At 64.5% G+C, this 25,016-nt stretch carries 22 protein-coding genes; 10 read left to right on the forward strand and 12 right to left on the reverse strand.

Features of this window, described 5'->3' with window-relative positions:
- Nucleotides 1-92 precede the first annotated feature (92 nt).
- From fghA to NA2_RS15535, 3 genes are read right to left on the reverse strand one after another with little or no spacing between them, the layout of a single operon-like run.
- Nucleotides 93-932, reverse strand: coding sequence for an S-formylglutathione hydrolase (fghA, locus tag NA2_RS15525; RefSeq protein ID WP_008597966.1), 840 nt, complete (start codon nt 930-932; stop codon nt 93-95).
- Nucleotide 933: 1 nt separating this feature from the next.
- A complete protein-coding gene (locus NA2_RS15530; RefSeq protein ID WP_008597967.1) occupies nt 934-1,398 on the reverse strand; it encodes a YaiI/YqxD family protein in 465 nt (154 codons plus the stop codon).
- A 13-nt stretch (nt 1,399-1,411) separates the two neighbouring features.
- Nucleotides 1,412-2,539, reverse strand: coding sequence for an S-(hydroxymethyl)glutathione dehydrogenase/class III alcohol dehydrogenase (locus tag NA2_RS15535; protein WP_008597968.1), 1,128 nt, complete (start codon nt 2,537-2,539; stop codon nt 1,412-1,414).
- Between the two features lie 204 nt (nt 2,540-2,743).
- Here NA2_RS15535 and NA2_RS15540 point away from each other — a divergent pair, with 204 nt between their 5' ends.
- A complete protein-coding gene (locus NA2_RS15540; protein ID WP_040678143.1) occupies nt 2,744-3,679 on the forward strand; it encodes a LysR substrate-binding domain-containing protein in 936 nt (311 codons plus the stop codon).
- On the opposite strand, the gene NA2_RS15545 is transcribed toward NA2_RS15540, so the two are convergent.
- The 4 genes from NA2_RS15545 to NA2_RS21995 form a co-directional block, all read right to left on the reverse strand.
- On the reverse strand, nt 3,672-4,835 hold the full coding sequence (locus NA2_RS15545; RefSeq protein ID WP_040678145.1) for an ABC transporter substrate-binding protein: 1,164 nt from the start codon (nt 4,833-4,835) through the stop codon (nt 3,672-3,674). The genes NA2_RS15540 and NA2_RS15545 overlap by 8 nt on opposite strands.
- Before the next feature lie 52 nt (nt 4,836-4,887).
- Entirely contained in the window at nt 4,888-5,868 is a 981-nt protein-coding gene (locus NA2_RS15550; RefSeq protein ID WP_008597971.1) for a PDR/VanB family oxidoreductase, read from the reverse strand.
- Between the two features lie 142 nt (nt 5,869-6,010).
- Nucleotides 6,011-6,706, reverse strand: coding sequence for a hypothetical protein (locus NA2_RS15555; RefSeq protein WP_008597972.1), 696 nt, complete (start codon nt 6,704-6,706; stop codon nt 6,011-6,013).
- A gap of 25 nt (nt 6,707-6,731) precedes the next feature.
- Nucleotides 6,732-7,025 carry a hypothetical protein gene (locus tag NA2_RS21995; RefSeq protein ID WP_157188259.1) on the reverse strand — a complete coding sequence of 98 codons (294 nt, stop codon included), beginning with the start codon at nt 7,023-7,025 and terminating at the stop codon, nt 6,732-6,734.
- Between NA2_RS21995 and NA2_RS15560 the strand changes: the two genes are divergently transcribed.
- The 5 genes from NA2_RS15560 to NA2_RS15580 all read left to right on the forward strand — a co-directional run bounded on the left by NA2_RS15560 (nt 7,024) and on the right by NA2_RS15580 (nt 15,616).
- The gene (locus NA2_RS15560) at nt 7,024-9,036 is read left to right on the forward strand and encodes an acetyl-CoA carboxylase biotin carboxylase subunit (RefSeq protein WP_008597973.1); all 2,013 of its coding nucleotides are present in this window, start codon (nt 7,024-7,026) and stop codon (nt 9,034-9,036) included. The two genes, NA2_RS21995 and NA2_RS15560, sit on opposite strands and share 2 nt — an antisense overlap.
- Nucleotides 9,037-9,055: 19 nt before the next feature.
- The gene (locus NA2_RS15565; RefSeq protein WP_008597974.1) at nt 9,056-9,748 is read left to right on the forward strand and encodes an HAD hydrolase-like protein; all 693 of its coding nucleotides are present in this window, start codon (nt 9,056-9,058) and stop codon (nt 9,746-9,748) included.
- Between the two features lie 114 nt (nt 9,749-9,862).
- Nucleotides 9,863-13,384 carry a DNA polymerase III subunit alpha gene (gene dnaE / locus NA2_RS15570; protein WP_008597975.1) on the forward strand — a complete coding sequence of 1,174 codons (3,522 nt, stop codon included), beginning with the start codon at nt 9,863-9,865 and terminating at the stop codon, nt 13,382-13,384.
- 75 nt (nt 13,385-13,459) lie between these two features.
- The gene (locus NA2_RS15575; protein ID WP_008597977.1) at nt 13,460-14,545 is read left to right on the forward strand and encodes a YjgN family protein; all 1,086 of its coding nucleotides are present in this window, start codon (nt 13,460-13,462) and stop codon (nt 14,543-14,545) included.
- A 45-nt stretch (nt 14,546-14,590) separates the two neighbouring features.
- The gene (locus tag NA2_RS15580) at nt 14,591-15,616 is read left to right on the forward strand and encodes a M48 family metallopeptidase (RefSeq protein WP_008597979.1); all 1,026 of its coding nucleotides are present in this window, start codon (nt 14,591-14,593) and stop codon (nt 15,614-15,616) included.
- A 34-nt stretch (nt 15,617-15,650) separates the two neighbouring features.
- Here NA2_RS15580 and NA2_RS15585 read toward each other — a convergent pair whose 3' ends face one another.
- Together NA2_RS15585 and NA2_RS15590 are read right to left on the reverse strand one after the other, a co-directional pair.
- A complete protein-coding gene (locus NA2_RS15585) occupies nt 15,651-16,286 on the reverse strand; it encodes a hypothetical protein (protein WP_008597980.1) in 636 nt (211 codons plus the stop codon).
- 135 nt (nt 16,287-16,421) lie between these two features.
- A complete protein-coding gene (locus NA2_RS15590; protein ID WP_008597981.1) occupies nt 16,422-17,726 on the reverse strand; it encodes a DNA polymerase IV in 1,305 nt (434 codons plus the stop codon).
- A gap of 83 nt (nt 17,727-17,809) precedes the next feature.
- Between NA2_RS15590 and NA2_RS15595 the strand changes: the two genes are divergently transcribed.
- The gene (locus tag NA2_RS15595; protein ID WP_008597982.1) at nt 17,810-18,385 is read left to right on the forward strand and encodes a GNAT family N-acetyltransferase; all 576 of its coding nucleotides are present in this window, start codon (nt 17,810-17,812) and stop codon (nt 18,383-18,385) included.
- 224 nt (nt 18,386-18,609) lie between these two features.
- Here NA2_RS15595 and NA2_RS15600 read toward each other — a convergent pair whose 3' ends face one another.
- Both NA2_RS15600 and NA2_RS15605 read right to left on the reverse strand, forming a co-directional pair.
- A complete protein-coding gene (locus NA2_RS15600) occupies nt 18,610-19,263 on the reverse strand; it encodes a hypothetical protein (RefSeq protein WP_008597983.1) in 654 nt (217 codons plus the stop codon).
- 75 nt (nt 19,264-19,338) lie between these two features.
- Nucleotides 19,339-19,623: a DUF3572 domain-containing protein gene (locus tag NA2_RS15605; RefSeq protein WP_008597984.1), complete on the reverse strand. Its 285-nt coding sequence runs from the start codon at nt 19,621-19,623 to the stop codon at nt 19,339-19,341.
- Nucleotides 19,624-19,875: 252 nt separating this feature from the next.
- Between NA2_RS15605 and NA2_RS15610 the strand changes: the two genes are divergently transcribed.
- From NA2_RS15610 to NA2_RS15620, 3 genes are all read left to right on the forward strand, one after another.
- On the forward strand, nt 19,876-20,247 hold the full coding sequence (locus NA2_RS15610; protein ID WP_008597985.1) for a response regulator: 372 nt from the start codon (nt 19,876-19,878) through the stop codon (nt 20,245-20,247).
- Nucleotides 20,248-20,341: 94 nt separating this feature from the next.
- On the forward strand, nt 20,342-21,715 hold the full coding sequence (locus tag NA2_RS15615; RefSeq protein ID WP_008597986.1) for a PleD family two-component system response regulator: 1,374 nt from the start codon (nt 20,342-20,344) through the stop codon (nt 21,713-21,715).
- Nucleotides 21,716-21,967: 252 nt separating this feature from the next.
- Nucleotides 21,968-24,160, forward strand: coding sequence for a TonB-dependent receptor domain-containing protein (locus NA2_RS15620; protein WP_008597987.1), 2,193 nt, complete (start codon nt 21,968-21,970; stop codon nt 24,158-24,160).
- 667 nt (nt 24,161-24,827) lie between these two features.
- Here NA2_RS15620 and rpmG read toward each other — a convergent pair.
- Nucleotides 24,828-24,995, reverse strand: coding sequence for a 50S ribosomal protein L33 (rpmG, locus tag NA2_RS15625; RefSeq protein ID WP_007008183.1), 168 nt, complete (start codon nt 24,993-24,995; stop codon nt 24,828-24,830).
- Between the last annotated feature and the right edge of the window lie 21 nt (nt 24,996-25,016).

Genomic DNA, 25,016 nt, shown 5'->3' on the forward strand with positions numbered 1-25,016 from the left:
CGTTCCGCGGTGGCTTCCTTGGAGAATTGACATGAGAAACAGCGTCTTGGCGGTGTCTTCTCAGCCTTTGATTCAGTGCCCGCGAGCCTCTTCTATCTCGTCTGCAGCCGGGCCGCGTGCCAGGCAAGGTGATCGTCCATGAAGGTCGAGATGAAGAAATAGGAATGGTCGTAGCCGTCGCGCATGTTGAGCGTCAGCGGGATCCCCGCCTTCCGGCAGGCCGCCTCGAACAGCCAGGGGCGCAGTCCCTCGTCCAGGAAGCCGTCGGCGCTTCCCTGGTCGATGAGAAACGCGTCGAAGCGATGCCCGTCTTCCACGAGGGCGCAGGCGTCGTGCGCCCGCCAGGCCGACCGGTCGCCGCCAAGGTATTTTTCCAGTGCTCCCTTCGACCAGCCGGCGGTTGACGGCTCGACGATGGGTGCGAAGGCGGAGCAGCTCCTGAACCGGTCCGGATTGCGCAGCGCCAGCGTCAGCGCCCCGTGGCCACCCATCGAATGGCCGAAAACGCCCTGGCGATCCATGTCGGCCGGAAAATTCTCGGCGATCAGTCGCGGCAGTTCCTCGATGACATAGGAATACATCCGGTAGTTTCGCGAGAAGGGCGCTTCGGTCGCATCGACATAGAAGCCGGCGCCCTTGCCGAACTGCCAGTTGTCCGGCTCGTCGGGCACATCGCCGCCGCGCGGACTCGTGTCCGGGCAGACGACGATCAGGCCCAGCTCCGCCGCCATGCGGCGATACTCGCCCTTGTCCATCACATTGGCATGCGTGCAGGTCAGGCCGGACAGATACCACAGCACCGGGCAGGGGGCTTTTGCGGCCTGCGGCGGCACGAAGACGGCGAAGGTCATGTCGCACCGGCAGGCGGAGGAGGCGTGGCTGTAGACGCCCTGGGTCCCGCCATGGGACCTGGCGGTGGAAACGGTTTTCATGTCAGTCCTTTTCCTGCTTTTCCCGCAAGGCGCGGCGCACGGTCTGGTCCAGTGCCTGCAGGAAGGCCGAGCGGTCGCGGGGCGTGAAGCCGGGATTGTAACCCTTGATCTCGCCCGCCTCGCGCAGGTCCTGCTTCAGGTTGCGCATGGCGACCGCCATGCCGATGGTTTCGGGGGTGAAGGGGCGGCCGGTGGGGCCGAGCGTGTGAATGCCCTTCTCCACCAGCCGTGCCGCCAGGGGCACGTCGGCGGTGACGGCGATGTCGCCTGCCACCGCATTGTCGACGATCCAGTCATCGGCCGCGTCGAACTTCCCGGTCACGACGATGTTGCGGATCATAGGATCACGGGAGGGGCGCAGGCCGCCATTGGCGACGAAGGTGACCGGCAGCCCGTGCCGCTCGGCCACTTTCACCACCTCCGCCTTGACGGGGCAGGCATCGGCATCGACGAAGATCGCTGACAAGGTCCCTGCTGCCTCAGTAGACCACGACGGAGCGGATCGATTCGCCCGCATGCATCAGGTCGAAGCCCTTGTTGATCTCGTCGAGCTTCAGCGTGTGCGTGATCATCGGGTCGATGTCGATCTTGCCGTCCATGTACCAGTCGACGATCTTCGGCACGTCTGTGCGGCCGCGCGCGCCGCCGAAGGCGGTGCCTTTCCAGGTCCGGCCGGTGACGAGCTGGAAGGGGCGGGTGGAGATTTCCTGGCCCGCGCCGGCGACGCCGATGATGATCGATTCGCCCCAGCCGCGATGTGCGGATTCGAGCGCCTGACGCATGACGGTGGTGTTGCCGGTGCAGTCGAACGTGTAGTCGGCGCCGCCGATCTGGTCCGCGCCGCGCTTGGTCAGGTCGACCAGATAGGGTACGAGGTCGCCGCCCACTTCCTTCGGGTTGACGAAATGGGTCATGCCGAAGCGCTCGCCCCATTCCTTCTTCGAGTTGTTCAGGTCGACACCGATGATCATGTCGGCGCCGGCCAGCCTCAGGCCCTGGATGACGTTGAGGCCGATGCCGCCGAGGCCGAAGACGATGGCCGTCGAACCTTCCTCGACCTTTGCCGTATTGATCACAGCGCCGATGCCGGTCGTCACGCCGCAGCCGATATAGCAGATCTTGTCGAACGGGGCGTCGGGGTTGACCTTGGCGAGGGCGATCTCCGGCAGCACCGTGAAATTGGAGAAGGTCGAGCAGCCCATATAGTGGTGCAGCTTCTCGCCGTTCAGCGAGAAACGGCTGGTGCCGTCCGGCATCATGCCCTGGCCCTGGGTGGAGCGGATGGCCGTGCACAGATTGGTCTTGCGCGACAGGCAGGACGGGCACTCGCGGCATTCGGGCGTATAGAGCGGAATGACGTGGTCGCCCTTCTTCAGGCTGGTCACGCCCGGGCCGACATCGACCACGACGCCGGCGCCCTCATGGCCGAGAATGGCCGGGAACAGGCCTTCCGGGTCGGCGCCCGAGAGCGTGAACTCGTCCGTGTGGCAGATGCCGGTCGCCTTGACCTCGACCAGCACTTCGCCGGCGCGCGGACCTTCCAGGTCCACCTCCATGATCTCCAGCGGTTTTCCAGCCTGGACGGCGACTGCGGCACGGGTTTTCATGATCGCGATTCTCCTGCTTCTTGCGATTTGCGTGTCAATGGGGGTTTGGGCAAGCACGCTTGCCCCGAAATCCGGGAGCATCAAGCCGGGCGTTTCTTGTAAGGCGGCTGTATATCAGCAACCATGCCGGCCCGGCGCCTTCACATTTGGTCACATGTGACGAACAATAGGACGCTGTCCGTTCGTCCGCGTTTTGAGGAATCCATGGCCGATCTCCCACCCTTGAGAGCATTGCAGGTGTTCGAAGCCGTCGGCCGTCTGGGAAGCGTGACGAGGGCAGCACGGGAACTCCATGTGTCGCCGGGGGCGATCAGCCAGCAGATCAAGAGCCTTGAGAATACACTTGAAACGCGTCTCGTCGAACGAAAGGGAAGCGGTATCGTCCTGACGAAGGTCGGGGCCGCCTTTCACAACGCCGTCGAGAAGACGTTCGCCGATCTCGTGAAGGCGCGGGTCGAGATCATCGACAAGCACAGGACGGGAGCGCTCATCATCAGCGCGCTGCCGCTGTTCGCCAGCCGCTGGCTGTCTTCGAGGATGTTTGCCTGGCAGACCTCCCATCCGCAGATCAACCTCCATCTGGAAGGTTCGGTCACCGAGCCGGCGACGGCCGAGCGCCCCTTCGACTTCCGCATCACCTATGCCGACAAGGCGCATCTGTTCGACAGTTTCGTCCCGCTGTTCACCGATGGCCTGTGCCCGGTGTGCAGCCCCGCCCTGATCGCCAGCGGACCGCCGCTGAACACGCCGGCGGACCTGTTGTCGTACCGGCTCCTGACCATCGACTGGAGTGCGTTCCTGTCGCCGCCGCCCAGCTGGGAGGACTGGTTCCATCTGGTGAAGGTGGATGGCACGCATATTCCTCACTTCTTCGTCATGTCGCTGTCGAGCTTGGCGATCGAGGCGGCGATCGAGGGGCGCGGCATCGTGCTGGCGCAACGGGCCATGGTCGAGGACGAACTGAAAAGCGGCCGCCTCGTCGCGCCGTTTCCCGACGTGCTGAAGCTGCCGTCGCCCTATATTCTCGGCTGGAAGAAATCAGTTTTCAGCAAGGCTGGCGCCGGTGAGTTTCATCGCTGGCTCGTCGGGCTCGCCCGCAAGGAGGATGTCGCTGCACCGGCGCCGAACGCTGCTATTTGAGGACTTCGATCTTTCCGCCGGATATCTTGGCGAAATAGACGTTCGGCCGGCTCTGCGCGCTTTCGGCGCCTTCCGGGCCGGACTTGTCGAACGAGACCGCGCCGTTCAGGACATCGACCCTGGTGTTCCAGAGCGCCTCGCGGATCGCGTCGGGCTCGGTCGAACCGGCCCGCTCGATGGCCGAGGCGATGACCTGCACGCCGTCATAGCCGCGGAAGCTCTCGGTCAGGCCGGCGAAGTCGAAGCCTTTCGCCTTCCATGCTTCGATGAAACCACGCGTCTTTTCCGGGAAGGCCGTGCTGTCGGGATCCCACGGGGCGAAGAACACCAGATGCACGGTGTTTTCTGCCGCACTCCCCGCCTGTGCGACGAGCTGGTCGGGGTTCTGCGAACCGCCCGTGGTGATGATCTGTTTGTCGATGCCCAGCGCCGCCGCCTGTTTCAGCACCAGGGTCAGTTGCTCCACGGCGGTGGTGACGATCAGCGTGTCGGCGTCCGACGATTTCAGCTTGGAGAGCTGCGCGCTGACATCCTGGGACGCCTGGTCCATCAGCTCGACGAGGCCGACCTCGATGCCATGGTCCTTCATCGTCTTGCCGAACTGGTTGACCGTGTTCAGCCCCCAGTCGTTGTTGATGGCGAGGAAGTCGATCTTCCTGATGTTGAACTGATCGAGCTTCTCCTCGAAGCCGGCGGCCTCGATGACCTGCGTCGCGGCGATGCGGAAGATGAACGGGTTCCCGCTTTCGGTGATCTTGTTGGCGCCCGACGTCTCCACCACCATCGGGACTTGGTACTGCATCAGCTTCGGCATCGCGGCCAGCGTCAGGCTGGACCCCCATGCGCCAAGGATGACCGGCACCTTGTCGCGGACAATGAGCTTTTCCGTGACGGTCGCTGCTTCCGTCGGGTTGCTCTTGTTGTCCTCGAGAATCAACGTCAGGGTCTTGCCGCCAAGAACCCCGCCTTTTGCGTTGATCTCGTCGATGGCGATCCGCGCGCCATCGGCGACATAGGTGCCGGACGCTGCGAAGGCACCGGTCAGCGGCATGTTCATGCCGATGGCGATGTCCTCGGCTTGCGCCTGGGCCAGAGCCGCGCCGATCAGCCCGCAGGCCGCGAGCACTGCCCGGGAAAGGGTGTTTCTTCGTTTCATGATGTTCTCCTCCTTGTTGTTTTTGGGGGCTGTCGTCGTGGGGATTCCTCTCTCAAAGATCGAGCACCAGCGTTGCCGTCCTGGACCTCGATACGCAGGGCAGGACCACGTCGCCCGCTTCGCGCTGCTGATCGTTGAGAATGTCGTCATTGTGTTCGGGGATGCCGGCGAGCACGCGCACGAGGCAGGTGCCGCAGATGCCGGCGCGGCAGGAATTGGTGATGGCGCAGCCCGCATCCTCCAGGACGCTGAGCATGGAGCGGTCGGCCGGCACGACGACGCGCCGGCCGGACCGGGCGAGCTCGACCTCGAATGCGCCGGGATCGAGCGGTGTCTGGCGCTCGGACGGCGCGAAGCGCTCCTTGCGCAGGGCTCCCGACGGCCATGACGCGCACCGGTTCTCGACCGCTTCGATCAGGGGCTCCGGCCCGCAGCAATAGACGGCGCGTCCCGGCTCATGGGCGGTCAGGCAGGCATCGAGATCGAGAAGCCCGCATTCATCCTCCGGGCAGAGTTCCAGCGTGCCTCCGGCGAGCGTCGCGATCTCGTCCGTGAAAGCCATCGAGCGAGCGGTGCGGCCGCCATAGAGCAGGTGCCATTCGGCTCCGCGCGCCGACAGTTCCGCCAGCATGGGCAGGATCGGCGTGATGCCGATGCCCCCGGCAATGAAAAGATAGCGCTCTGCCGGATCGAGCGGAAAATTGTTGCGCGGATGGCTGGCTACAAGCCGGTCTCCGGCCCGCAGTTCTGAATGGATGTAGCTGGAGCCGCCGCGGCTTGCCGGGGCGAGCAGCACGCCGATCCGCCAGCGGCTCGTGTCGGCGGGGTCGCCGCAAAGCGAGTATTGCCGGGTCACGCCGTTGGGCAGGATGAGATCGATATGCGCTCCGGGAGACCAGCCCGGCAGCGGCCCGCCATCGGCTTTTGCAAGCGTGAGCGCCACAACGCCGTCCGCGACGGAGACACATCTCTCGATCCGCAGCGAGAGCTGTTCGTCCGCATTCTTCGCGGGAATGATGGCTGCTTGGTTCATGGCAGACGGCCTTTCGGGTTCGTTCGGGCACGCATCGGCTTCCCGCCCCGCCACAGGCGAGGCGCCAGCACCGATGATCGGGTGTTCGTGTCATTGCGTTCCGGCCGAAACGCTCGGGCGCGTCGCGGCCGGAATTCCCGCCTCAGGCCGCGCGCATCGTCGCCGCGACCACCTCGGGCGTGAAGGATTTCCAGGCGATGTCGCGCATGCCGCGCATGGCGCGGAGGATTTCCTCCCGGTCCTCGTCGGTCTCGGCATAGGTCGAAAGCACCTGGCGGCCGAGCCCGGTGTGGAACTTTTCGTCGATCTCGATCTGCTTGTAGATCTTCACCACATCGGTGTGGCCGTGGCGCTCGGCGCCGACGAATGTCGGCTCGAAACTGCCTGAAGCGGAGGTTTCCGAGACGTACCAGGCGGCGATGGCGGCCAGATGATGGCGGTCCATGCACTCCCAGAGGAAATTGCTCCACGGCACAGCGGCGACAGGAACGGAAGTCGGCACGATGCCGCCTAGGGATTCCACGGCCTTGCCGAGGGCCTCGTAGTGCTCCGCCTCCTGAAACGACTGCTTGGCGAGCAGCGTGATATGGTTGCGCTGGAAGCGCATCCCGTACCGGCGGATCTGCTCGTTGAGCAGGAACACATAGTCGATCTCGCGCCAGCAGCGCGTTTCCAGCCAGGATGCCAGAACCGCCTTGTTCGGATTCTCGGAATATTTGTCGAAGAACGACTTGGTGGCGTCGCGCGTGATTTCTTCTACGCTCTGTAGAATTTCGTCGACCTCTGCGTCGATCGCTGCGAGACCATTTCCGCCCCTGACTTGTTTCGTATCAAGCATAGAAGTTTCTCCTCTGTCTATGCCGTCAATCAGATTGGCTAACCCATTCAAAGTCAACGATATTTCCTTTTAGAAAACCTGCTTCCATTTTTAGTTTTCCTAAATATATGGCTTTGGCCGGAAGGTGCGGAACCGGTCGATCCAGCATTGCGAGGCGCGGCATCGACGTCGGGTTGCGTCGCCGGAAGGCGCAGCAGCGGCGAAGGTGATCGCTGGGGACAAACCGGGTTCGCACCGATGCAGCCTGCGGGGCGCTTGAGCCGCCGCGAGCAAACCCATAGAACAGGGAAAACACCGTCCCGGGGGAAACGCCGTTCATGTTCAAGAAGATCCTCATCGCCAATCGCGGTGAAATCGCCTGCCGCGTGATGAAGACGGCGCGGAAGATGGGTATCGCGACGGTGGCCGTCTATTCCGACGCCGATGCCGACGCCGTGCATGTGGACATGGCCGACGAGGCCGTTCGGATCGGGCCGGCGCCGGCCAGCCAGAGCTACCTGATCGCGGATGCGATCATTGCGGCGTGCAAGCAGACGGGCGCCGAGGCGGTGCATCCCGGCTATGGCTTCCTGTCCGAGAACGCCGACTTCTGCGCGCGCCTCGAGGCGGAGGGCATCACCTTCATCGGACCGAAGGTGAAGGCCATCCAGGCGATGGGCGACAAGATCACCTCGAAGAAGATCGCGGCGGAAGCCGGGGTTTCGACGGTGCCCGGCTTCATGGGCCTGATCGAGGATGCCGAACATGCCGCGAGGATCGCGGGCGAGATCGGTTATCCGGTGATGATCAAGGCGTCGGCCGGCGGCGGCGGCAAGGGCATGCGCGTTGCCTGGAACGAGGCCGAGGCGCGGGAAGGGTTCGAGCGATCCAGATCGGAAGCTGCGTCGTCCTTCGGCGACGACCGCATCTTCGTCGAAAAATTCGTCGAGGAGCCGCGGCACATCGAGATACAGGTGCTGGCCGACGGGCATGGAAACTGCATTCATCTGGGCGAGCGCGAGTGCTCGATCCAGCGGCGCAACCAGAAGGTCGTCGAGGAAGCGCCGTCTCCGTTTCTCGACGCGGAGACACGCGCCGCGATGGGCGCGCAGGCCGTGGCGCTGGCGAAAGCCGTGGATTATCAAAGCGCTGGGACGGTCGAGTTCATCGTCGACAAGAACCGCAACTTCTTCTTCCTGGAAATGAACACCCGCCTGCAGGTGGAGCATCCGGTGACCGAGCTCGTCACCGGTATCGATCTGGTGGAGCAGATGATCCGCATCGCCGCCGGAGAAAAACTGGCGCTTGTGCAGAAGGATGTCGTCCTCGAGGGGTGGGCGGTCGAAAGCCGTATCTATGCCGAGGACCCGGTGCGCAACTTCCTTCCGTCCATCGGCCGCCTGACGCGCTATCGTCCGCCGGAGGAGGGACGCACGGGCGATGTCGTCCTGCGCAACGACACGGGCGTCGCCGAAGGTTCCGAAATCTCCATGTTCTACGATCCGATGATCGCGAAGCTGTGCATCTGGGCGCCCGAACGCCTGGGGGCGATCGAGGCGATGAGCGAGGCGCTCGACCGTTTCGTGATCGACGGCATCGAGCACAACATCCCCTTCCTGGCGGCGCTGATGAGCCATCCGCGCTGGCGGGAGGGGCGGTTGTCCACCGGCTTCATCGCCGAGGAGTTTCCGGACGGTTTTGCGCCGCCGGCGCCATCGGGCGAGGAGCGCGCCGTGCTATGCGCCGTGGCGCTGGCGGTGGAACTGCTGCGGCGCGACCGGCTCGACCGCCTGACCGGCCGGCTGGCACCGCATTCGGGCGAATTGAAGCGCGACTGGGTGGTGCGCCTGGACGACGACTATCTCGCCGCCAGGGTGATCGAGGGGATGATCTCGATCCCGCTGGAGATGGACATCCTCATTGAGGATGCCGATGCCCTGACCGTTGCGTCCTCCTGGCGGCCCGGCGATCCCGTCTGGCAGGGAGAGGTGGGCGGCAGGCCGGTCGCGGTGCAGGTGAGGCCCGTGCTGAACGGCGTTCAGCTCGCGTGGAACGGCGTTTGCGCCCGGGCGCGCGTGATGCTGCCGCGCATCGCCGATCTCGACAGGCTGATGCCGGTTCGCGTTGCGCCGGACACCTCGAAGCTGCTGCTGTGCCCGATGCCCGGCCTGGTGGTCTCGATCGCGGTGACGGAGGGGCAGGAGGTCAAGGCGGGCGAGATCCTTGCCGTGGTCGAGGCCATGAAGATGGAGAACGTGCTGCGGGCCGAGCGCGACGGAACCGTCGCCAAGGTCAACGCCGTGCCGGGAGACAGCCTCGCCGTCGACGCGGTGATCATGGAATTCGACTGAAACACTCTTGAAAAAAAAGATGGACGGGATGATGCAAGACGGCAAGCGGGCGGCGGTCCTTTTCGACCTCGACGGAACCCTCACGGACCCCTTCGTCGGCATCACCCGAAGCATCCGCCATGCGATGGAGGCAATGGACCGCGAGGCGCCGGACGCCGAAGCGCTGCGCGTCTCCATTGGGCCACCCCTGCAGGTCACCTTCGCGCAATTGCTCGAAACGGACGACGAAGCGCTCGTCTGGCAGGCGGTCGGTCACTATCGCGAGCGCTACAAGCGCGTCGGCAAGTTCGAGAACACGCTTATCCCCGGCATTGTGGACGTGCTCGAGCAATGCGCCGATGCCGGGTATTTCCTTTCCGTCGCCACCTCGAAGATGGAATCCTACAGCAGGGACATCCTCGACCATTTCGACCTGATGCGCTTCTTCGACGCCGTGCATGGGTCGGCGCCCGATGGCACCAACGCCAACAAGGCGGATCTGATCGCGCATATCCTCGCCGTCGAACCGGTTGCCGCAAAGAGGGCGGTGATGGTCGGCGACCGGAAGCACGACATTCTCGGCGCCTCGGCCAACGGGGTTGCGGGCATCGGGGTGCTTTGGGGGTTTGGCGACCGGAGGGAGCTGGAGGAGGCCGGCGCCGCCGCGATCACGGACCAGCCCGGCGAGCTGCCTGCGGCCATCGCGGCACGGTTCGCGCGGCAGCCCGTATAGGCCAGGTCCGACCCCGGGGGCACAAACCGGTGCGCGCCGCCTGTCGGCTCTTTACCGGACCCGGTCAATGCGGAACAATCGCGGTGAGTCTGAACATCCGGATAACTGCATATCATGGCGAGTGACAAACGATCCCGCGACCCCATTTTCGTTGCGGCGGAACGCGAGAAGAGGCGGCCCGAGCGGCCGTTCATCCATCTGCGCGTCCATTCGGCCTACTCGCTCCTGGAAGGCGCCCTCCAGCTCGGCAAGGTGATCAAGCAGGCGGTAGAGGACGAGGCGCCGGCCATCGCCGTCACCGACACCAACAATCTGTTCGGTGCGCTGGAATTCGCACAAAAGGCCTCGAAGGAAGGGTTGCAGCCGATCATCGGCTGCCAGCTCGCCTTTGCATTCGAGGACGCGCTGACGGAATCGCGGCGCGGCGGCGGCCGCAGGATGACGGCGCAGCACGAGCCGCTGGTCCTTCTTGCTGCCACCGAGGAAGGCTATGCCAATCTCGTTCGCCTCGTGAGCCGCGCCTATCTCGACAACGAGCCGGGGGCGGAAACCCACATCACGGCGCCATGGCTCGCCGAACTCGGCTCCGGCATCATCTGCCTGACGGGCGGTCCGCGTGGGCCGATAGGCGCTGCCCTGAAAGCCGAGCGGGCGGAAGTGGCGGAAGCGCGCCTGACCTATCTGAAAGAGGTGTTCGGCAACCGGCTTTATGTCGAGCTGGAACGGCTTGCGGGCTACGACCGGGCGCTGGAAGCGGCCACCGTCGATCTTGCCTACCGGCATGAACTGCCGCTGGTGGCGACCAACGAAGCGTTCTTTCCCGCACGCGAGGATTTCGACGCGCATGACGCACTGATCGCCATCGCCGAGGGCGCGGTCATCGCCATGGATGACCGCCGCCGCCTGACGCCGGACAATTATCTGAAACCCCAGGCGGAGATGGCGCGGCTGTTCGCCGATCTGCCGGAGGCGATCGACAACACGATCGAGATCGCCCGTCGCTGCTCCTATTTCACGCAGACCCATGCGCCGATCCTGCCGCGCTTCACGGGCGGCGACGCCGACGATCCCGAGGCAGCGCTGAAGGCGGAGGCGGACGAACTGCGCCGGCAGGCGCGCGAGGGTCTCGACAGGCGCATCGCGACCTTCGGCATGGCCGACGGGTTTACGCCGGAGAACTATTCGGAACGGCTGGAGTACGAACTCGGCATCATCGAGGGGATGAAGTTTCCGGGCTACTTCCTGATCGTTTCCGACTTCATCAAATGGGCCAAGGCGCAGGATATCCCGGTCGGTCCGGGGCGTGGCTCGGGCGCCGGCTCGCTGGTCGCCTATGCGCTGACGATCACCGATGTCGATCCACTCCGCTTCTCCCTGCTGTTCGAACGCTTCCTCAATCCCGACCGCGTGTCGATGCCCGACTTCGACATCGACTTCTGTCAGGACCGCCGCGAGGAGGTGATCCGCTATGTGCAGGGTAAGTACGGCCGCGACCAGGTGGGGCAGATCATCACCTTCGGAACGCTGCAGGCGCGCGCCGTGCTGCGCGATGTCGGGCGCGTCCTGCAGATGCCCTACGGGCAGGTGGACCGGCTGTGCAAGATGGTGCCGTCCAATCCGGCCAACCCGACGCCGCTGCCCAAGGCCATCGAGGACGAGCCGCGCTTCGCCGAGGAGGTGGCGAAGGAGCCGATCGTCGGCACGCTGCTCGAGATGGCGCAGAAGCTCGAAGGGCTTTACCGGCACGCCTCGACCCACGCCGCCGGCATCGTCATCGGCGACCGGCCGCTGTCGGAACTGGTGCCGATGTACCGCGATCCGCGCTCGGACATGCCGGTCACCCAGTTCAACATGAAATGGGTCGAGCAGGCGGGCCTGGTGAAGTTCGACTTCCTCGGCCTGAAGACGCTGACCGTCCTGGAAACGGCGGTCAAGCTGATCCGGCGGCGTGGCATCGAGATCGACCTGTCGCGCATCCCGCTCGACGATGCGGACAGCTATGCGATGCTGTCGCGCGGCGAGACCGTCGGCGTGTTCCAGGTGGAATCGGCGGGCATGCGCAAGGCGCTGATCGGCATGAAGCCGGACCGCATCGAGGACATCATCGCGCTGGTGGCGCTCTATCGCCCCGGTCCGATGGAGAACATCCCGACCTATAACGCGCGCAAGCACGGCGAGGAGGAGATCGCCTCGATCCATCCGAAGATCGACCATCTGGTGAAGGAGACGCAGGGCGTCATCGTCTACCAGGAGCAGGTGATGCAGATCGCGCAGGAACTGGCCGGCTACACGCTCGGGCAGGCCGACCTTCTGCGCCGCGCCATGGGCAAGAAGATCCGCGCGGAGATGGAGAAGCAGCGCGGCATCTTCGTGAAGGGCGCGACCGAGCGCGGCGTCGCCAAGCCGCAGGCCAACTTCATCTTCGACCTCCTGGCCAAGTTCGCCGACTACGGCTTCAACAAGTCGCATGCCGCCGCCTATGCCATCGTTTCCTACCAGACCGCCTATCTGAAGGCGCATTACCCGGTCGAGTTCCTCGCCGCGTCGATGACCTACGACATGGCGAACACCGACAAGCTCAACGATTTCCGCCGCGATGCGCTGCGGCTCGGCATCGAGGTGGTGTCCCCCTCGGTGATGACCTCGCACAGGGCCTTTGAGGTCGGCGAGAACCGCATCTTCTATTCGCTCGCGGCGATCAAGGGCGTCGGCGACGCGGCGGTGGAGCATATCGTCGAGAAGCGCGCGGAGAAGCCCTTCGCCAGCCTGGAGGATTTCTGCGCCCGCATCGATCCGAAGATCGTCGGCAAGCGCGTTCTCGAAAGCCTGATCCAGGCGGGCGCCTTCGACTGTTTCGGCATCGAGCGCGCCGCGCTGTTCGCCGGCATCGACCGGCTGATGGGCATGGCGGCGCGGGCGGCCGAGGACGCAGCGATGGGGCAGGGCGACATTTTCGGCCTGTCGGGCGGCGGCGAACCGCAGAAGCTCCACCTGCCGGTGTCGGAGCCCTGGCCGGCGGCGGAAAAGCTGCACCGCGAGTTCCAGGTGGTGGGCTGCTATCTTTCTGCCCATCCGCTGGACGAGTATGCCGAGATGCTCGACAAGATGCGGGTGCAGAACTGGGGCGACTTCCAGGCGGCTGTGAAGAAGGGCGCGACCGCGGGGCGGCTTGCCGGAACCGTGACATCGAAGCAGGAGCGCCGGACCCGCACGGGCAACAAGATGGGCATCATCCAGCTTTCGGACGCCTCCGGACAGTATGAAGCCGTCCTGTTCTCGGAGGGGCTGGGGCAGTTTCGCGACCTGCTGGAGGCCGGCTCCTCCGTGGTCATCATGGTGTCGGCGGAGGACCGGCCCGAGGGGGTCAATCTGCGCATCCAGACGGTGCAGTCTCTCGAGGAGGAGGCATGCCGCATGCAGAAGGCGCTGCGCGTCTATCTGCGCGATCCCGCTCCGCTGCCGGCGATCTCCGCCCAGCTCGGCCAGCGCGGCGACGCGCAGGTGAGCCTGGTCGTCATCAAGGAAGGCGGGCAGGGCGAAATCGAGGTGGGACTGCCGGACCGCTACCGCATCTCGCCGCAGATCGCCGCCGCCATGCGGGCGGTGCCGGGCGTGGTGGACGTGGAACTGGTTTGACAGTATTGCGTGATGCTGTCGGCCGGGCTCGGTCGGTTTTTTGATAATATTTTTTCAGTATGGGATTTTACGACGATGGATCAGAACATTGCAGTCGCGGAAAGCGACGTCCGGCATCTCCGCTTCTCGTTCAGCGGCAGGGCAGTCGAGTATTTCGGCATCTGGATCGTCAATCTTCTCCTGTCCATCATCACACTGGGGATCTACACCGCGTGGGCGAAGGTCCGGCGGCTGCGCTATTTCTACGGAAACACTTGGCTCGACGGTCATAATTTCGAATATCACGCCCGCCCGGTCAGCATCCTGATCGGCAGGGTGATCGTCGTGGCGCTGCTGGTCGCCTACAATCTTCTGGTCACAATATCCCCCTTCTTCGGCCTGCTGGTCATCGTCTACCTGCTGGCCTTCCCCTGGCTGCTCAACAAGTCGATGGCGTTCAATGCGCGCATGACCAGCTACCGCAATGTGCGCCTCAATTTCGGCGGCACCTATTTCGGGGCGCTGGGCGTGTTCGTGCTGATGCCGCTGGCGACGCTCCTGTCCCTGGGACTGCTGGCGCCCGTCGCATCGCGGCTCGCCAACAACTATATCGGCCGGCATCTGGGTTACGGCACTGCCCGCTTCGACACGCGCGCGCCGCTCGGGGCGCTCTACGCCAATCTGGGCGCGACGATCATGTTCGTCATGCTCGTGGCAGTGGTGTGCAGCGGGCTGGGCTTCTTGATCGGCACTGGCACGGCGTCCCTCGGCGAACTGGCGGAGGGCAGTGAGGAGGCGCTTTACGAGTTCATCTCCCGCGGGCCGATCATCGGGGCAATCATCGGTGGATACATCGCGCTGACGCTGGCCTATCTTTTCTACGCGGCCGGCGTCCGCAACGTCGCCTACAATCACACCACGCTTGACGGCACGCACCGCCTCTCGTCCGAAGTCGGCCGGTTCCGCTATGTCTGGATCCTGGTGAGCAATCTTTTTGCGACGCTGCTGACGCTCGGCCTGCTGCGCCCTTGGGCGGCGGTGCGGACATGGCGCTATCTGGCCGCCTCGACCGGGTTCGTGGTGGTGGGATCGCTGGACCATTTCGTCGATGGAGCGGCACCCGAAGGCAATGTCGGCGCGGCGGAGTTCTTCGACATCGAGGGCATCGACTTCGGGCTTTAGGCCTTTCAGAAGGGTGGTATCGACGGCGCAGACGGAGACAGAGGCATGATCAAGGGACGCTATTTTCCGCCCGGCTCGTCGCGCGCCGTCGATGCCAGCCTTCGTAGAACCGAGCAGGGGCTGGTCCTCGCACGCGACGAAGAGGACGCCGCTCCGCAGTCCGACCCGGTGCTGGTCTCGGACCCGCTCGGCGGCGTGCCGCGCAAGCTGACCTTCGCCGATGGCGGGGTGTTCGAGGCGCCGCACGATGCCGATATCGACTTACTGCTGCGGCGGCGCGGCGGCTTCTTCGCGCGCCTGGCGCGGCTGGAGAAAAGCCTGGCCTTCGCGGGTGCCGCGGCTGTCGCCGTCATCGGTCTTCTGTTCCTGATCTACCGTTTCGGCATTCCGCTTCTCGCGGCGGGTGCGGCGGCGGTCACCCCGCCCGTCATCGTCGCGGCGATGGATCGCGGGACGCTCGAGACCGTCGACCGGACGGTGCTTTCGCCGACCGCGCTGGACGAGGAAGCGCAGGCGCGGCTGCACCGGATCTTCGCCGAACTGGTCGCGCTGGCGGAACCGGAGGGACCGCAACTGCGGCTGCTCCTGCGCGAGGGCGGCGTCATCGGCGCGAATGCGCTGGCGCTTCCGGGAGGCACGATCATCGTCACCGACGATCTGGTGGATCTGGCCGAGAGCGACGACGAGATCGCCGGCGTGATGGCGCACGAGATCGGCCATGTGCGCGAGCGGCATTCGCTGAAGCAGGTCTACCGCGTGCTCGGCATCGGCTTCATGGTTGGTGTGATCGGCGGCGATGCCGGCCAGCTGGTCGACGACGTGGTGGCCCAGGCCGCAGCGTTCCAGACCCTGATCTACGCACGCGGTTTCGAGGCCGACGCCGACCGTTTCAGCGTCGGCCTGATGGTTGCCGCCGGACGCGATCCGACGGCCTTCGTCGATCTGCTAGACAGGATCGCCGCCGACAGCGGCGATGCCGGCGAGACGGGATGGCTGTCCACCCATCCGGGCACGCTGGATCGCCGCGCGGCCGTTCTGGAGGCGGCGCGGGGGCTCGGCTGGGAAGGGTGAGCCGTCCCTTGCAACATGTTCAGCGGCGGCAGATTCAGTAGTCGCGCTGCGCGCATTCAGTGCTCTGGATCGCCTTCGCGTCATCATGGGTCTGCGCCGAGACCGTTTCGGGGACGCTTCCGGCATAGATTACCATCGAGACCGTGCCGCCGTCCGGCAGTTCCGTTTCGATACAGGCGCTGACGCCATCGGCCTTCTCGCGCTTCTCATTGTCGCCGAGGTCGACCAGTTCGTAGCAAAGCCCTGTCTTGTTGACGAAGAACCTGCTGCAGGCGGCCATGGGGCTGTCGCCGCCGATCCTCTTGCCGTCGCGCCAGGTCCTGATGTCCAGCTTGAAGCCCTTCGTTCGCGCGTTGAAGGACGCCGGCGTCTTGCCGCGATAATGCTTCAGCCCGCACAGCGCCTCGCCATCGGCAAGTGCCGCTGTCTTCACCAGTTCGCCAATGTCCACGCCAATATCGGGAAGAAAGCGGGTCACGATTTCGAGGCGGTCTTGGATCGTGCCGCCTGATACCGTGCACATGGTCTTGAGCGAAAAGTGTTCGGCGAGCCTGGCTGTGGCAAAGCCGAAATGGTCGGTCTGATTGTTCCGATACGCCTCGGCCGAAGCCGGTCCCGCCGCCGACAGTCCGAGAAACAGGATTGCGCCTTTCAGAATACTGCGAAACATGGAAACCCCACCTGTAAGATACGCCCCATGCTCGTTTTACGGGTGTTATCTCTTTCCGGCAATTGTTTCGCGTACTTTTTGCTGCGGCTTTTCAGAAACGGGGACCCGGATCGGCAGTCTCCCAGGAAGCTCCCGTCAGTCCTCGCGCGGCGGCCGTCCGGCCCGGCCCCGGCCGAAGGTGTAGCCGGTTTCGACGGCCTGCCTGCCGAATTTCTCCCGCAGGCTGTCGATGGCGCCTTCGGCGAGCGCGCGCTTGTGCGAAAGCTGGTCCACCAGATCCGGCGGATCGGCCTTGCCGGCGTCGGTCAGGTCGCTGACGCCGATGCCAAGCAGGCGGTAGCGCGTTCCGTCGGTCTCGCGTCTTAGCATGTCGAGGCCGGTGTGGAAGATGCGGTCGGCGAGGCGGGTCGGATCGCCCAGCTGCCTGTTGCGGGTGCGGATCCGGAAGTCCGCGGTCTTCAGCTTGAGGACGATGGTGCGCCCCGCGATGTCCGCCTTCTTCAGACGCGCCGAGACCCGCTCGGAGAGGGCGCGCAGAACCGGCACCAGATCCTCGAAGCGCGACAGGTCGGTATCGAAGGTGGTTTCGGAGGAAACGCTCTTCGCCTCGCTGCGCGGCTTCACGCTGCGCTCGTCCAGGCCGCGCGACAGATGATAGAGCCGATCTCCCATGGTGCCATAGCGGCGCATCAGCTCGCCGCGCTCCAGGGTCTGCAACTGCCCGATGCTGCGCAGGCCGTCGCCGGCGAGCGTCGCCGCAAAGGCCTTGCCGACGCCCCAGATGAGCGTGACCGGCTGCTGCGCGAGAAAGGAGACGGCCTCCGCCTGGCCGATCACCGAGAAGCCGCGCGGCTTGTCGCGGTCGGAAGCGACCTTGGCGAGAAACTTACAATAGGACAGGCCGACCGAGACGGTGATGCCGACCTCCTGCTCGACCTGGCGGGCGAAGCGGGCAAGCACCAGCGCCGGCGAAGCGCCGTGCAGCTTCCTTGTGCCGGCGAGATCGAGGAACGCCTCGTCGATGGAGATGGGTTCGACCATCGGGGTGAGCGCCTGCATCATGTCGCGCACCTGTCGGCCGACGCGGACATATTTCTCCATGTCCGGCTTGACGACCACCGCAGTCGGGCAGGCCTCCAGCGCCTTGAACATCGGCATTGCGGAGCGCACCCCGTTGATGCGGGCGATGTAACATGCCGTCGAGACGACGCCCCGCTTGCCGCCGCCGATGATCACCGGCTTGTCGCGCAGTTCGGGATTGTCGCGCTTCTCGACCGCCGCATAGAAGGCATCGCAGTCGATATGCGCCAGGCTCAACGCATCAAGTTCGGGATGGCGCAAGACGCGCGGACTGCCGCAGGCGCGGCAACGCTTCGCATCCGTCTCCGCCGGAGCCAGGCAATCGCGGCAGAAACCGCGCGGAAGGGCGTTGACAGTCATGGCGGGTCATGTGAACATAAAGTGAACACGCATCATAATGGAAACACCATCGCGGCACAAGCCGTGGTGTGGGGAGAGGTCTCGTGGAGCGCGCATTCAGGCCGCTGACGGTCGCGCTGTGGCCGGCTTTCGAGGAACTGTTCGGCAAGCAGGGCGCCTGCTACGGCTGCTGGTGCACGCATTTCCGCTTGCCGCCGGCGGTGCGGCGCGAGAACAACCGGGAGCGCAACAAGGATCACATGAAGGCGCGTGTCGCGGCAGGACCGCCGCCCGGCCTGCTGGCGATGGATGGCGATCGCGCCGACGGCTGGATGCAGATCGGACCTCGGGCTGACGTTCCGGAATGGAACAATGGCGGTCGGGTCTCCGCGCCGCTCGAGGACAGGGATGCCGACGACGCTGGGGTCTGGGCGATCTCATGTTTCTTCCTGCGCAACGCGGCTCGCCGGCAGGGCCTGACCCATCAGCTCGTCGCGGCGGGCATCGCCCACGCGCGGGCCAGCGGGGCGCGGCTCGTCGAAGCCTGCCCGATGGTCCAGTCGAAGGATTCGCGGTCGATCGGGCTGTTCGTCGGCTCCGCCGCGGTCTTCGAGAAGGCGGGCTTCGAACGGGTCGCCGAGCGCAAGACCGGGCGTCCGCTGATGCGGCTGGTGCTTTAGATACATTCAGCGTTTCACGGAATGCTGAATGTATCGATGTCTTTGTTTCTTCGCGTTTATGCGGTCGTCAGGTGATCCCAGCTGACTGCAAAACGCTGTGGTTCCGGGTTTTCGGGAACGGCGGATGCCTCGCCGGATCTCCTGCGTCGGCGCGTTGCGGTGCCTGTTCCGCCGGGCGTTCGTGGTGCGGGAACCCGGTTGTCGGTGGTCCGATGCTCCTGCGTCTACAGACCGAGAGCCTTGGCGATCTTCGGTCCTGCGTCGCGCCAGTGCTCCACCCGGGTGATGCCCTCCGGCACCGGCGGCAGCAGGGCGCGCACCGAATTGTCGGCCATCAGGTGGAACAGGTGCACCCCGGCAACCGTGTCGCGCGCCGAAAGAAGGTTGTGATACATGTCGTCGACGAACGCGACCGGCCGCGGATGCGCGCCACGCAGCAGCTTGATCGCCGGGCCCTTGGCGCGTTCGGTGGTGACCAGCGGATAGGGCAGGTCGAGGCGGTCGAGCAGCGCGCGGCGGCGCGCGCGGTGGCGATGCGGCATCGCCGTCAGCAGGACGACCTCGACGGAGGATGCGAGAAGCGCAATGGTGTCCGCGGCGCTTTCGGCCAGCTCCTGCCAGTCGTGCTGAACGTCGAAGAAGTCGTCCACGAGCCGCGAGACCTGCTCCTTGTCCACCCGCTCACCGGAAGCGAGATCGGCGATGTTGCCGTTCAGGCTGAAGGAATCGAACTTCAGCTCGAAGCCGCGCTCCCGCAGATAGACCGGAAACGGCCGGATGAACTCGAGGACGACATCGTCGACATCGAGCACGAGCAGCGGCAGGTCGCTGCGCGCCAGTTCGGCGATCTGCCGCGTGGTTTCCGGGTCGTCGCTCATCCGCTTCCTCTGGCTGTCCGATGGTTCCTGGTCGTGCCGCGGGGTGCTCCTATCGGCCGCAAGGCGCCGTGCCGCTCAGGGCTGTATGTCGTAGCTGGCCGCGCCATGCGGGAGAGCGGCGAGGGCGGCGCCGACCGCAGCCGGCGCGATGCCGCTTGCCTCCGAGAAACGCAGAAGCGTTGGTTCATGCGCCAGGATGAACTGCATCACGCCCGCCAGAAAGCCGGGTTCGGCGGCTGCGCGGCGGATATCCGCCGCTTCAATGCCGCTCAGCGCCAGGAACCGGGACAGGAGTTCCGGTTCGGCGGCGACGAACGACAGGGCCGAGACGGCGATGCTTTCGGCTTCCTCGCGCTGCATGCTGTGTCCTTCTTTCTTGCCGGACGGCCGCGCCGGCGATGGTGCTGGTCGGCTGGTCCGGGCATTTTACATTGTTGCCGGTTGCGGGCATGCTTTCGGGAAGGCAATGCTTGAACCGGACAAATCAAAGACGATAATTACCGATTCATAAATCAAATTGCGCGACGATTGCGCCTGAAATTCGCATCGGGGGCATATCCGGACGGGACGCGGGAGATTGCGGACCCGGACGCGGTAGAGTGGGACGGGTGAATGCCGAAGAAGGTCATGATCGTCGAGGACAACGAGCTCAACATGAAGCTCTTTCGCGATCTCATCGAAGCGAGCGGTTACGATACGGTGCGCACCCGCGACGGGTTACACGCGCTCGACCTGGCGCGCGAGCACCGGCCGGACCTGATTCTCATGGACATTCAGCTGCCCGAGGTTTCCGGCCTCGAGGTCACCAAATGGCTGAAGCAGGACGACGATCTGCACACGATCCCCGTGATCGCTGTGACGGCATTCGCCATGAAGGGCGACGAGGAGCGGATTCGGCAGGGCGGCTGCGAGGCCTATATCTCCAAGCCGATCTCCGTCGCCAGCTTCATCGAGACGATCAAGTCCTATCTCGGTGACGCCTGATGGACGGGTTACGACCCCAGATGCGCGCAGCGTCGCGGGGAACAGGATTTACTTCCGGCGTCCGGGCGGGCGCCTGGCGGGTTAGGGGGCGGTTATGACTGCGCGCATTCTGGTCGTCGACGATGTTCCCTCCAACGTCAAACTGCTCGAAGTCCGCCTGCTTGCAGAGTATTTCGAGGTTCTGACCGCCTTTGGCGGGGCGGAGGCGCTGGACGTGTGCCATGGCGGCAAGGTCGATGTGGTTCTCCTCGACGTGATGATGCCGGGCATGGACGGGTTCGAAGTCTGCCGGCAGTTGAAGGCCGACCCGGAAACCCAGCATATCCCCGTCGTGATGATCACCGCGCTCGACCAGCCCGTCGACCGGGTGCGCGGCCTGGAGGCCGGCGCCGACGACTTCCTGTCGAAACCGGTCAACGACCTGCAGCTCATCACGCGGGTGAGGAGCCTCGCGCGCCTGAAGACGCTCACCGACGAGCTGCGCCTGCGCGCCGCCACGACCCGCAATGTCGGCCTGGAGCAGGTGTTGAGCGGGCAGGGCGCGGAGACGGAGCCGGCCCCGAGCGTTCTCCTGATCGATGAGGATGCCCAGTCCTCTGCGCGTATCGCCTCGATGCTGCGCGACACATTCCGCGTCGATGTCGAGGACGATCCGCAGGCGGGATTCTTCCGCGCCGCCGAGGGGAACTATGAGTGCGTCCTGGTGGGAACGGGCTTCTCCAGCTACGATCCCCTGCGGCTCTGTTCGCAACTGCGCGCGCTCGACCGGACGCGGCTGCTGCCGATCATCCTGATTGCCGATCAGGGCGAGGACGAGCGCGTTGCGCGGGCGCTGGAACTGGCGGTCAACGATTATGTCGTGCGGGTCGTCGACAAGCAGGAACTGATCGCGCGTCTGCGCACCCAGCTGCGGCGCAAGCGCTATAACGATCGTCTGCGCTCGAGCGTCACCGAGACGATGGAGATGGCCGTCACCGACCCGCTGACCGGCCTGCACAACCGGCGCTATCTCGAAAGCCATCTGCAGACGCTGTTCGAGCGCGCCGTTTCGCGCCGCCGGCCGCTCTCCGTGATGATGGCCGACATCGACAGCTTTAAGGCGATCAACGACCGGTGGGGCCATGACGGCGGCGACGACGTGCTGCGCGAATTCGCTGACCGTCTGCGGCGCAACATTCGCGGGATCGACCTGATCTGCCGCTATGGCGGGGAAGAGTTCGTGGTCGTCATGCCCGACACGGCCCTGGCGGTTGCCGAGAAGGTGGCCGAGCGGCTGCGGATGGAGATCGCCGCGGAGCCGTTCACCGTCGACAGCGGCGCCAACGCCATTGCCGTCACCACCAGCCTCGGGGTTGCCGAACTGCACCGCGCGAGCGATACGGCAGCAGCCCTGATGAAGCGTGCCGACATGGCGCTCTACGAGGCGAAGACCGGTGGCCGAAACCGGGTCGCGGCTCCCGCAGCGTGATCTGCGTGCATACTGTTCCGAGATAAAATAGTTGTGCAAAAGTCCGGTGGACGAATCTCGGCTATTTCTAAAATTTGAATGAAAAAGTCATATTTATGGCGGGAATGGTGGCTTTCCGCCGCCAAGGCCAGATTTTCAATGGCATTCGGGCCAGATTGACAGGCAGGTTTGCCGATACTAGGCAAATGTAGATTTCAGCAAGCAAATGTTCAGCCAGCCTAACGTCCAGAATTAGTCCGACAGGAGGTTTCGTTGGCTCTGATCATCGACAGTTCCCGCAAGTTACTTGCGGGGAGCGTCTTCGCTTGTTCCCTGCTTTGCGGACAGGCGGCCCTTTCGCAGCAGCAGCCCGTGCAGGCTGAGGACGGAAGGCCCCCGGAAGCCGCGGACGAGGGCTTTGACGGCAGAACGCACCGGCTGCCGCTTCTGGTCATCTCGGGCGATAGCACGCTTCTGCCGGAGGGCGACGCCGTCTACCGGGCTCCCGCCGCCGTCGGTTCCGTCGATGAAAAGGCGCTGCAGGAGCGTTTCGGAGGCGATGTCCGCAACGCGTTGCGCTCCGTGCCGGGCGTCTTCACCTACTCGCCGAGCACCAATCCGGCGATCGAGGTCAATATCCGAGGCCTGACCGGCTATGGACGGGTCAACGCGATGATCGACGGCGTGCCGCAGAACTTCCGCAATGTCGGCGGTCACGGTTCGTCGGGCGGCAACCTTCTCTATGTGCATCCCGAACTCCTTGCCGGCGTGGACGTGGCGCGCGGCGCCGTTTCGGGCGCAGCCGGCGCCGGCACGCTCGCCGGTGCCGCCAACTTCCGCACGCTCGAGGTGGACGATGTCCTGCGCCCCGGCGCGAGCATCGGGGCGATGACGCGTTTCAGGGCCGGAACGAACGGGTATCACTACTCGGGCCTGCTTGCGGGCGCCGCGAGGGGCAAGATGTTTCCGGACCAGGCCGGCGAGGTGAGCATCGTCGGCGCGCTGGCCCATTCGGACTTCAAGAACTATGAGACCGCGGAAGGCGAGGTGTTCAGGCCGAATGACCAGGTGGAGAACACGCCCGCCGGTGGCCTTCTCAAGCTCGCGTTCGAGCCCAATGGCGAGCACCGTTTGAAGATCGGCGGGCGCTGGTACGACAACCGCTTCACCAGCAGCAATTACGAGCAGACGCTCAGGAACCAGACCTATACGATCGACTATGGCTTCGATCCTGCTTCGGCATTCGTCGACCTGGCGGCGAATGTCTACTTCAACGAAACAGAGATGCAGTACGATTCGAACATCGGCGGCGGCTATCGGGGCCGGCAGTCGAGGGATCGTTCGTTCGGCGGCAACATCGCCAACACGTCGCGCTTCACCATCGGAGAGGGCATCGACCTGTCCTGGTATTACGGCCTCTCCTATGGCTCCACGGATTTCCAGGTCCTGCGCCGGCGCGGCGGCAATCCGCCGGGCAGGCTGCAGAAGGCGAGCGCCTTCTCCGACGTCACCATGGATTGGAGCATCTTCTCGCTGACCGCTGGGCTTCGCTACGACTACTGGCACATGTCGGGGCGGCAGACGCCCTATGCGGCAGGCACGGGCGACTGTCCGCCCGGAGGACCGGCCTGCGGCAACACGAAAGTTTCGCGGTCGGGCGGCGAGCTCCTGCCGAAGGTGACGCTGGAGGCGCAGCCGCTGGACTGGCTGCAGGTCTATGCGACCTATGCGCATACCGCCCGCCCGCCGACGGTGCAGGAAATGCTCTGGACGATGGTCGCGTTCGGAGACGGGATCGGCTCCGCCATCGCGAACAATCTCGGCCTTCAGCCGGAGGTCCGCAAGGGATGGGACGTCGGGGTCAACCTGCATCGTGACGGGGTGCTTCTGCCGGACGACCGCGTCCGCCTGAAGGTGGGTTACTTCAACCACGGTATCGAGAACTACATCGTCAACGATCTGGCGGATGTGACGGGCATACCGTGGAAGGTTGCCAAATGGGTCAACGTGCCGGGCACCACCCGGATGTCTGGATGGGAAATCCAGGGCGGCTATGATGCGGGACCGTTCTATGTGAACGCGTCCTACACAAACGCGGACACGGACCAGCCGATCGGCTTCGGCACCGGCTGGGGCAATGGCGATGCCGGTTTCCTTCCGGAAACCTATGCAACCGTCGATGTCGGCCTGCGCCTGTTCGACGAGCGCCTGACCCTTGGCGCGCAGATGCGCCATGTGGGCGCCAGCAGGCAGGCGGACGGCATGCTCGAACCGAAAGATATCCCTGCCTACACGCTGTACGATGCCTATGGCAGCTATGAGATCCGCGAGGATTTCAATGTCTTCTTCACGGTCGAGAACCTGTTCAACGAGACCTATGCGATCGCGGGATCGGGGCCGGAATCCATTCACTCGAAACGGGGCAGGGGACGCACCTTCATCCTCGGGGCGTCGGCAAAGTTCTGACGCTCCGGCGCCGCGCCTTGTAAGACGCGCGGCGTTCCAACATCTCGAAGTGACGCGTGTTCGTCGTCCTTCAGATGAAGCCGTTCGAATGCGACATGCATTGGGGCCGCGCCGTTCGTGATGTCTGACGGCGCGGCGATGGTCCGACCATCAAGGCGCTGCATCTCCCGGCAGGGGAGGCCGCGCCTTTTACTGCTTCGGCGCAAGAAAAGCCGCCCGCCTTGGGGCAGCGGGTAGTCCGACCGCACGAAAGAGTGATGCCATTTCCACCAATGGGGGGCAGACGGAAAGCAAGCAGCGGGCCATGTTTACCCTAATACTAGGGAGTTGGCGCTCATAGTTAAGTAAGTGTTGATTTTCCAGATGGCTTGCGCGAGTGTCACGCCGGACGGGAAGGGAGACAACAGGTTTCTGTGCAAGCTTTCTCGACCTAACTTGAATACCCCATGATGCTCAGGTCCGCCGCATCTCCTGGGTCCGTGGGGTCGGCCGGCCGGCGCTGGTTGACAGTGGCCTCCTCGTACCGCTGCCAGTTTGCCGACCGGCCCCCAATTCCCGAAAGAACCGTTTCCCATCCCGCGTCATCCGGACACTGTCAGCCGGACTCATCGGCAAATAAAAACGCCGCTCGAAGGCGGCGTTTCAACGTGAGCGCTCAGGCAAGATCCTACTTGATCTTGGTTTCCTTGAACTCCACATGCTTCTTGGCAATGGGGTCGTATTTGCGCTTGGTCATCTTGTCCGTCATCGTGCGGCTGTTCTTCTTCGTGACATAGAAGAAACCCGTGTCGGCCGTCGACTGGAGCTTGATCTTGATGGTCGTGGCCTTGGCCATGTCTCTCGTCCGTTCCTGATG

Source organism: Nitratireductor pacificus pht-3B, assembly GCF_000300335.1.
Taxonomy (GTDB): domain Bacteria; phylum Pseudomonadota; class Alphaproteobacteria; order Rhizobiales; family Rhizobiaceae; genus Nitratireductor; species Nitratireductor pacificus.